General features: G+C 50.9%; 7 protein-coding genes and 2 pseudogenes. 6 read left to right on the forward strand and 3 right to left on the reverse strand.

Annotated elements, in window-relative coordinates; translation table 11 throughout:
• Window positions 1-160: 160 nt before the first annotated feature.
• The 3 genes and pseudogenes from O2S87_RS17460 to O2S87_RS17470 form a co-directional block, all read right to left on the reverse strand.
• Window positions 161-1471: pseudogene (locus O2S87_RS17460) on the reverse strand (M48 family metalloprotease); the annotation flags it as partial.
• Window positions 1472-1473: 2 nt separating this feature from the next.
• Window positions 1474-1944: a hypothetical protein gene (locus O2S87_RS17465; RefSeq protein WP_475410027.1), complete on the reverse strand. Its 471-nt coding sequence runs from the start codon at window positions 1942-1944 to the stop codon at window positions 1474-1476.
• 51 nt (window positions 1945-1995) lie between these two features.
• Window positions 1996-2502: a hypothetical protein gene (locus tag O2S87_RS17470; protein WP_475410028.1), complete on the reverse strand. Its 507-nt coding sequence runs from the start codon at window positions 2500-2502 to the stop codon at window positions 1996-1998.
• Window positions 2503-2621: 119 nt separating this feature from the next.
• Between O2S87_RS17470 and O2S87_RS17475 the strand changes: the two genes are divergently transcribed.
• The 6 genes and pseudogenes from O2S87_RS17475 to O2S87_RS17500 form a co-directional block, all read left to right on the forward strand.
• A complete protein-coding gene (locus O2S87_RS17475; RefSeq protein ID WP_475410029.1) occupies window positions 2622-2945 on the forward strand; it encodes a pilin in 324 nt (107 codons plus the stop codon).
• Window positions 2939-3901: a TrbL/VirB6 family protein gene (locus O2S87_RS17480; RefSeq protein WP_475410030.1), complete on the forward strand. Its 963-nt coding sequence runs from the start codon at window positions 2939-2941 to the stop codon at window positions 3899-3901. The genes O2S87_RS17475 and O2S87_RS17480 overlap by 7 nt, the downstream gene beginning before the upstream one ends.
• Window positions 3898-4152, forward strand: a complete 255-nt coding sequence (locus O2S87_RS17485) for a hypothetical protein (RefSeq protein ID WP_475410031.1) — start codon at window positions 3898-3900, stop codon at window positions 4150-4152. Before O2S87_RS17480 ends, O2S87_RS17485 begins: the two co-directional genes overlap by 4 nt.
• A complete protein-coding gene (locus O2S87_RS17490) occupies window positions 4149-5987 on the forward strand; it encodes a VirB4 family type IV secretion system protein (RefSeq protein WP_475410032.1) in 1839 nt (612 codons plus the stop codon). The genes O2S87_RS17485 and O2S87_RS17490 overlap by 4 nt, the downstream gene beginning before the upstream one ends.
• Window positions 5984-6952 carry a DUF8128 domain-containing protein gene (locus O2S87_RS17495; protein WP_475410033.1) on the forward strand — a complete coding sequence of 323 codons (969 nt, stop codon included), beginning with the start codon at window positions 5984-5986 and terminating at the stop codon, window positions 6950-6952. The genes O2S87_RS17490 and O2S87_RS17495 overlap by 4 nt, the downstream gene beginning before the upstream one ends.
• Window positions 6949-7268: pseudogene (locus O2S87_RS17500) on the forward strand (type IV secretory system conjugative DNA transfer family protein); the annotation flags it as partial. The gene O2S87_RS17495 and the pseudogene O2S87_RS17500, both read left to right, overlap by 4 nt.

Genomic DNA, 7268 nt, shown 5'->3' on the forward strand with positions numbered 1-7268 from the left:
TCCAGATCGCTACAACCGGTTCTTCAATGAGATTCTGTGTGAATCACTCCACGAGAAGATTCACTGTACCGCCTCGGTTGAGGCTACTGGAGGTGAAGTCTAAACGGTTCTGAGACGCGACCAATATTTTCGGAGTCAATGAGGCTTCACCGTACCTGATATGCGCCATTTCATGTGCGATGACAGCCTTCACTTCTGCCTCGTCTAACTCGTCGACTACAGCACGTGAAAGGAATATAACCTGCTTAGGCCCTATCGAGAGACTCCCCGCCCAAAAGACAGTTTCCCCTGATGTATTCGGCGGAGTCCATGTGCGAATTTCTGCATCCGAGACCGTATACCGTCCTGTAGGCTTCGAGTATGTAAACAGACCAACTATCCCTGAAATATTCAGAATCGTTTGATAGATGATTCCTATAGGGAAATAAGAGAACGTAGCTAATGCAACGATCTCAGCGAGACTCACGATACTCCCCGACTGAAATATCGGTCCAGAAACTAGAGAGGCAACCAAATACACTAAGAGATATGAGAGAAAAATCGAAACTCCAAGAAAGCCGATTCTGGCGCTAACCGAGTTTTGAGGCTGCTTATTCTCGATAAAATCGTAATACTGTGTACCCCCCTGAGAGATCACATAGATAACCAGACTAGTAAAGCAAATCAGCGTGATCACTAACAAACCGATATCAATCACTTGTGAAGCCACACTGACCAACGGATTCGCGACAGAACTGGTATCGAGTTGGAGGCCTCTAATAAAGAGTAAACAAATCAGAGAAACACTGGCTAAGAGAACTGAGAGAATATACACCACGGTCACCTTGGGAAGTTCCACACCAACATTCAATTCAATCAAACGGTTCTCAAAGCGGCTGGGGACACAGACGATTAAAAGGTGTGCTGCTGCAGTAACCAACAGAACTGAATAAGTGAATAATGCGATTCCACTGGTAGTAAACCCCCAAATAGTCATATTACTTGTCAACACCGCCAAAATTCCGATGACACTGATGGAACCAATATAGACCGAATATCGAGTTGAATAATCGTAATTCTCCGATCGAACGCTTGCTAACACAGATGAATTCCGTAATGCTGTTGCAGTCCATAAAAGAATCAAAAATAGGCACAGGAAAATCAACACGATAATCCGGCTGGCCTCAACCGCTTGGTTTACCTGAGGAAAAGAGAGGCCGGTCAAAACCAATACCGGGAGAATAAACAGGAGATGCCACCGCAGAGGAACGTACTGGCGTTCCAACACAGAAAACGAGTCCTCGCCTTGATTGATCACAAACTCGTAATGGAAACCGGCGACACGGCCTAAAAACGACTGATCACCTCCTCGAAGCAACTCGGGATCGAGATCTATCTGATTAGCCTCAGCACCAGAAACCAATACATAGACGGTATGACTTCTCGAAACACCGAACTTGGCTTCATTTTGATGCAATTCGGTGTCAAACATACTCAGCTGAAACGAGGTACGCCAGACAGATCATCATCACCGAACCGTTCGCTGAACTGGCTCTCAGTGAAAACATAACACGACTTCTTGTCGCTCTCAGTTATTCCCCGATGGTACATGAAATGCAGCCAGCCCTCTTCAGGCAACTCGATTCTCTCGACGATCTCAGGCCTTGCTTTCGGACTCCCACGACCTTTGTAATCCTTAAAGAACTTCTTCGGAATAGTAATCCTGTGATTATCGCCCCCAGAGAAGGCTGTTGAAGCAACAAACTCGTATTCATCGCTCTCCAGATAATGTTTCGTCACGACCACTACGTCTGTAACAGTATTAACATACCACCGAACGTCAACCCCTTTCACCAAGATATCCTCTTCCTTGAACAGTCGTGGAGGCACAGTAATCTTCTTAACATCATCGTACTCCAAGATCTCAGAAATCCCTGCAGGAATCCAAAACTGGTCACTAACCATGACTAGTCAATGCTACGGAACAACCCCACTTATCACTATAGGCCCAACCGACTACCGATACTCATCAACGATCTCGTTGATCGGATCTATAAGCTCCTGTTGAATCGTGGTACTGGCTTCTGAGGCCTCGTCAAGCGACTCGTTCAAGACTTCCAAATCATACTCAACAGGAATATTCACACTCAAAACATACACTGGATTCCCAACCGGGTTAAGATACTCAGACTCTGTCTCAGAGGCGATTTGTTGATAGGCCTCACCAAGTCGACCTCCGAAAGAGTCCTCAAATGGATCTTCATCAATCACAGGGTCCAAAGGTTGAGCCAGTAACCCGGATAACACGTACTCCGAAGAATCATCTTGAAGAACAAATGAAATACTCCCTTCGGATGACTCATGATCTACGATAAAATCAATCGACTGCTCCCCCGCCAGTAATTCAGCCTGCTCTTCTATTGAACGAGAACCTTGTTTTGAATACGCCCAATCAGAGTGTTCATCGATTCGACTTATCAGACTGTTAAAATAATTTACGTTGTACACATCATTGCCGTCCATAATTCATTGATAAGTGACAAATTTTAAATACGAACAGGGTAAGCGACAGATTCTGTCAGACACCCAGTTCATGGTTCTTTGCGACCCGTGTCAACACCCTATCCCCACAATACCCAGTTGTGCAGCCCATAACCAGCCTCGAAACGGCAAGCATCGTCCTACAAACAACGGTGGAGGGCGCAGAAGACTGCGAACTACCGGAGAGCTTCGAACCCCTCATCGAACTGCTGAACAGCCTAACAGAACTGGCTTTCATCGCAGGGATCGGCCTCGCCACCCTCGGATTCCTAGTCGCAGCCCTGTTCTTCATGCTGCCCGGCGAAGACAACAACCGACGCGGAAAACTCGTAGCGAAAAACGTGTTCATCGGCAGCGTCCTGCTCATGTCCGCCCAGATGATCGTCGACTTCCTCGTCAGCGAACTGGGAGGCGCACTATGCTGAACCACGCACGCATAGCCACGACAGCTTCCAGCAGCAACGAGACTCTGATCCAAGCCACAGAAAACGGGGAAACAGGCCTCGAAGAGATCCTGATCAACGTTCTGTTCGACCCATTCGTATCACTCGGTGAAGGCCTACTGAAAATCGTCACCCGCGTTCTCACGATAACGCCAGACGTGTACCCGAATCCAGTAGTCGAAGAAGTCCACCGAGAACTCCTGATCCTCGTCATCATCCTGTCGGTCCTGGGCTTCATGACTGCTGGCCTCCTCTACATGGTCGGGCCAATCCTCGGCTTCAGTTACGGCCAAGTCCGACTCATCCTCCCCCGAATACTCATTGCACTGATCTTCGCCACGATCTCCCTTCCAGTCCTACAGCTAACCGTCGACTTCACAAACGCACTGGTACACGCACTTGAACCAGGACTAGACCAGTCATACGATGAAGTTATAGGCCTTAGCTCAGGCCTACTGGCAGCCTACCTAATCAAATCCATCCTACTGATCGCGGTCGTGGCAATCATGATAATCCGGATAATCTACATCATGTTTGTCGCCGCGATCTCTCCCTTACTCGCATTAATGTGGAGCCTTCCACGCATCCGCCGATACGCCGACACCTTCATCGCAGGATACTTCGCCGCGCTCATGATCGCCCCACTCAACCTGCTGGTCCTCAAATTCTCACTCGCACTCTTCGACGGCCACGGAACCCCCTACCTGCAATCCAGAGCATACTGGATGCTCGGAATAGTCTCTCTCATCCTCCTCATACTTGTCCCCTACCAAGTCTGGGGAGCCTCACAAACCATCGTCGGCCAAACCCATCGAGTAACCCGAGACATCAACAAACAAAGACAAAACAACGGCCAAGACGGCAGTCTCCAGCTCACTGAAGATGAGAAGCGCCGACTCAAATCCTACCGACTCAGAAAAATGCGAGGTGAAAAATGAGGCCTCGCTACCGCTTCCCCAGTAACATCAACGATGTCTCCTTCCAGTTCTTCGGCCGCTTCACCTGGAAAGACATCATCCGACTCACCCTCCCAATAGCCACAGCACACCTCATCCTGTCAAACCCGTACACCCTGATCGTAGGGCTGCTCATCGGCCTCACGTGGTACGGATTCAGGCCCTACAACCACCCCTTGGACTTCCACGCCTACCACTTGATCCGCTTCACCCTCTGGAGGCAACTACAATGACAAAATTCAAAAAAGACGAATACGCGCTCTGCGGGGTCGAAATAACCCCGACAAACCTCGACCTCATGACCGAATGGGAAGCACAGGCTATCCACCAAACCTACAGGAACCTGCTCGACCAAATCGAGTTCCCCATCCAGGTCTACTCAGTCCAAGATCAACTCGATCTCGAAGCATACTCCGAGTATGTGAAAGATCAGGCGACACACAGAGAACTCGGAGAAGACTACCTAGGCTACTGCCACCACTTCAACAGAGACAGTCTCGCAACCACCCGCCACTACATACTCACAAGAGTCGAACCATCCACGAAATCAGCCATCTCCAAACACATAGATCCCGACACCACACCAAGGATCATCTCCGAATACATCGATCTGGACTACGAGCCAGAAGACCTCAAAGCAGAGGCCGAGAGACGCAGCCGCCAAGTCCTCGAAGCACTGAACACATCCGATCTTACCGCAGATTGGCTCACCAGCAACGAGCTTGAAACACTGGGCGATCGCTTCACCGGAGAGCCCGGCTACCGATACCTCGAAAACAACAACGGCTACCAACGGTTCCTCATCGTAACCGAGTATCCCTCGAACTTAGAGCTCGGCTGGCCGCTCGAACTCCTCCGAGTCAACGGCAAAATCGATGTCGTCCAACGCATCCACCCCCGTGACAGTGGGAAAACCCGGAACAAGCTTAATCGAGTCAAAGAGAAACTGAACGCCGAAATCAACTCACGAATCACCGGCGGGTTCGTCGACACCAACAAACTCGAAACCCAGCTTGACGCCACAGAATGGATACTCGACACCCTCGTCGACCGAGAACAACAACCATTCGACTACTCGCTTATCCTCGCCGTCCACGGAGAAACACAGGAAGATTGCGACTCAACGTTCCAACGAGTACAGTCACGCCTGAAAATGATGGGCATCAAAACCGACGAACCAATCTTCCGAGTCGACCAAGCCCAGAAAACCCTCTCAACAAGGCACGTTGACTCACTCAACGAACCCAACCTACTGCTCAGCAACTCTGTAGCCGCCGGATTCCCATTCGGAACCCGGACCGTCGACCAAGATTCCGGAGTCATCTACGGAGAAGACCAGTTCGACGGCACACCGATACTCCAAGACCGGTTCAACTGGAACGCACCACACCTGGCACGATTCGGAGCCACCGGCTCAGGAAAAAGCTACCACACCCAGCTCGAACTACTGCGAACAGGCCTAACCCAACCCGACACCCGGATCATCGTTATCGACCCGAAAAACGAGTACCACGACACTATCAAAACATTCGGCGGAACAGTACTGGACATCTCTGACAGGCCTGAACAGCTCGGGCACGCCACTTGCTTCCAAGTACCCGAGAGAGGCCAATCTGAGAGCATCTCAGATATCATCGAACTAATCGAGTACCTCTACAAGCTCACCAGTCAAAACCAGGGGAAAACACTGGTCGTGATCGACGAGGCCCACAACATCACCAACGTCGAAAAAGGCCGTAGAATCCTCACACGCTGGATAAGAGAAGCCCGAGACACATCCACCGCAATCACGGTCATCAGCCAGTCAGCCAGCGACTTCACCCAATACACAGAAGGACAGACCCTGCTCGACCAATGCCCTGCAAAGGTATTCTTCCGCCACCAACGGGTCTCCGACTCGATGATCGACTACTTCCAACTCTCAGACCAGGAAGTGATCGACCTCTACAACCTGAAAACCGGGACCGACTCACAGTACTCAGAAGCAGTCCTGAAGATCTCCGGGCGAATCGACACCAAACTCCAGATCAACGCCACACCCGCCGAAAACACCCTCATCGAACAATGAACCGGCCAAAGAAACACACGCACATCGAACTCAACGAATACGAAGCCGAGGCCTTAGCCCAAGCAGTCTCACCGTTGAAAAACACGGTGCAAATCAAAACAGTCGAGAACACGCCCAATACGCTACAACAGTTCACGCAGAACATCCTCGAATACCAGACTCAGTGGCTAGGCCTCAAAAACGCGTCACCTACCGCAGCATACGAAATAATCCGGAGTAACCCAGAACAAGTTCGAATCCAGTTTGCTGTACCGACAGACCGGCTCGAACGCAAAATCCGAACCCAACTACCACAACAAATCCCCGGAATCAAATTCACTACCGGAACCACCGGATTACCCGTAACAACCGGTGACACAGTCGGAGGAGGCCTCCTCACCACAGCCCGACTCGACCACCTACCGCTACGGAAAGAGTTCGATAAGCCGCCGATCAACGCCGTCATCGCCGGTCTGCATCGCCACGCACTACGCGACACACAGGTAGTGATTCAAATCCTGTTCCAGCCGGTGATTGGGAAACCCCTTCGGCGGTACTACTGGCGTCGACGAGCCTACCAACGCATCAACTACCTTCGGAAAGAGAAAGAGAAGCTCTGGGGCTCACGATCCGCGACACCACGCGAAAAACACCAAGCAGACCAGATCGAACAAAAAGTCGGATCACCCCGATTCCACGTCTCAATCAGAGTCCTCCTCATCAACTCGGGAGAGTACACGCCCAGCCACCTCAAAGAACTCTCAGGCCCGTTCAACATCTTCGAAAACCCGGACACCGGCCAATACCTCAACACTACCACCGTAACGCCGTTCCGGCAGTCACAGCTCCTTGATTTCGCGGAAGCAGTCGCCACCCGCCAATACAAGGGTTGGAGCCAATCATTCCAGGCCTCTACCAAGGAACTCGCCGCACTCATCACCACACCCAGCAGCAGCCAGAAAAACATCGAGAAAGCCCAGCCATGACACCCAACGAAGCACAGAAACTGATTCAGAGCACCGGCCAACTAAACACGACCTACCTAGGCTCCCGAGAAAGCAGACTCGGCGTCGAAGAAAACATCGGCCTACAAGACGACAAACGGCTCACCCACATACTCAACCTCGGACCCACCGGCTACGGGAAAACCAAGCTCCTGCTACACGTTGCACTCCAGAGCCTGTCTAAGAATTCTCACACTCTCAGTCATCGATATCGGTCGAAGACACCGCAGTATAATTTGCTCAACCGATCCAGTAGCGTTGACAAAAAGAGAGCCAAACTCAGCTATCTGGCGATCGT

The organism is Halohasta sp. A2 (assembly GCF_056175805.1).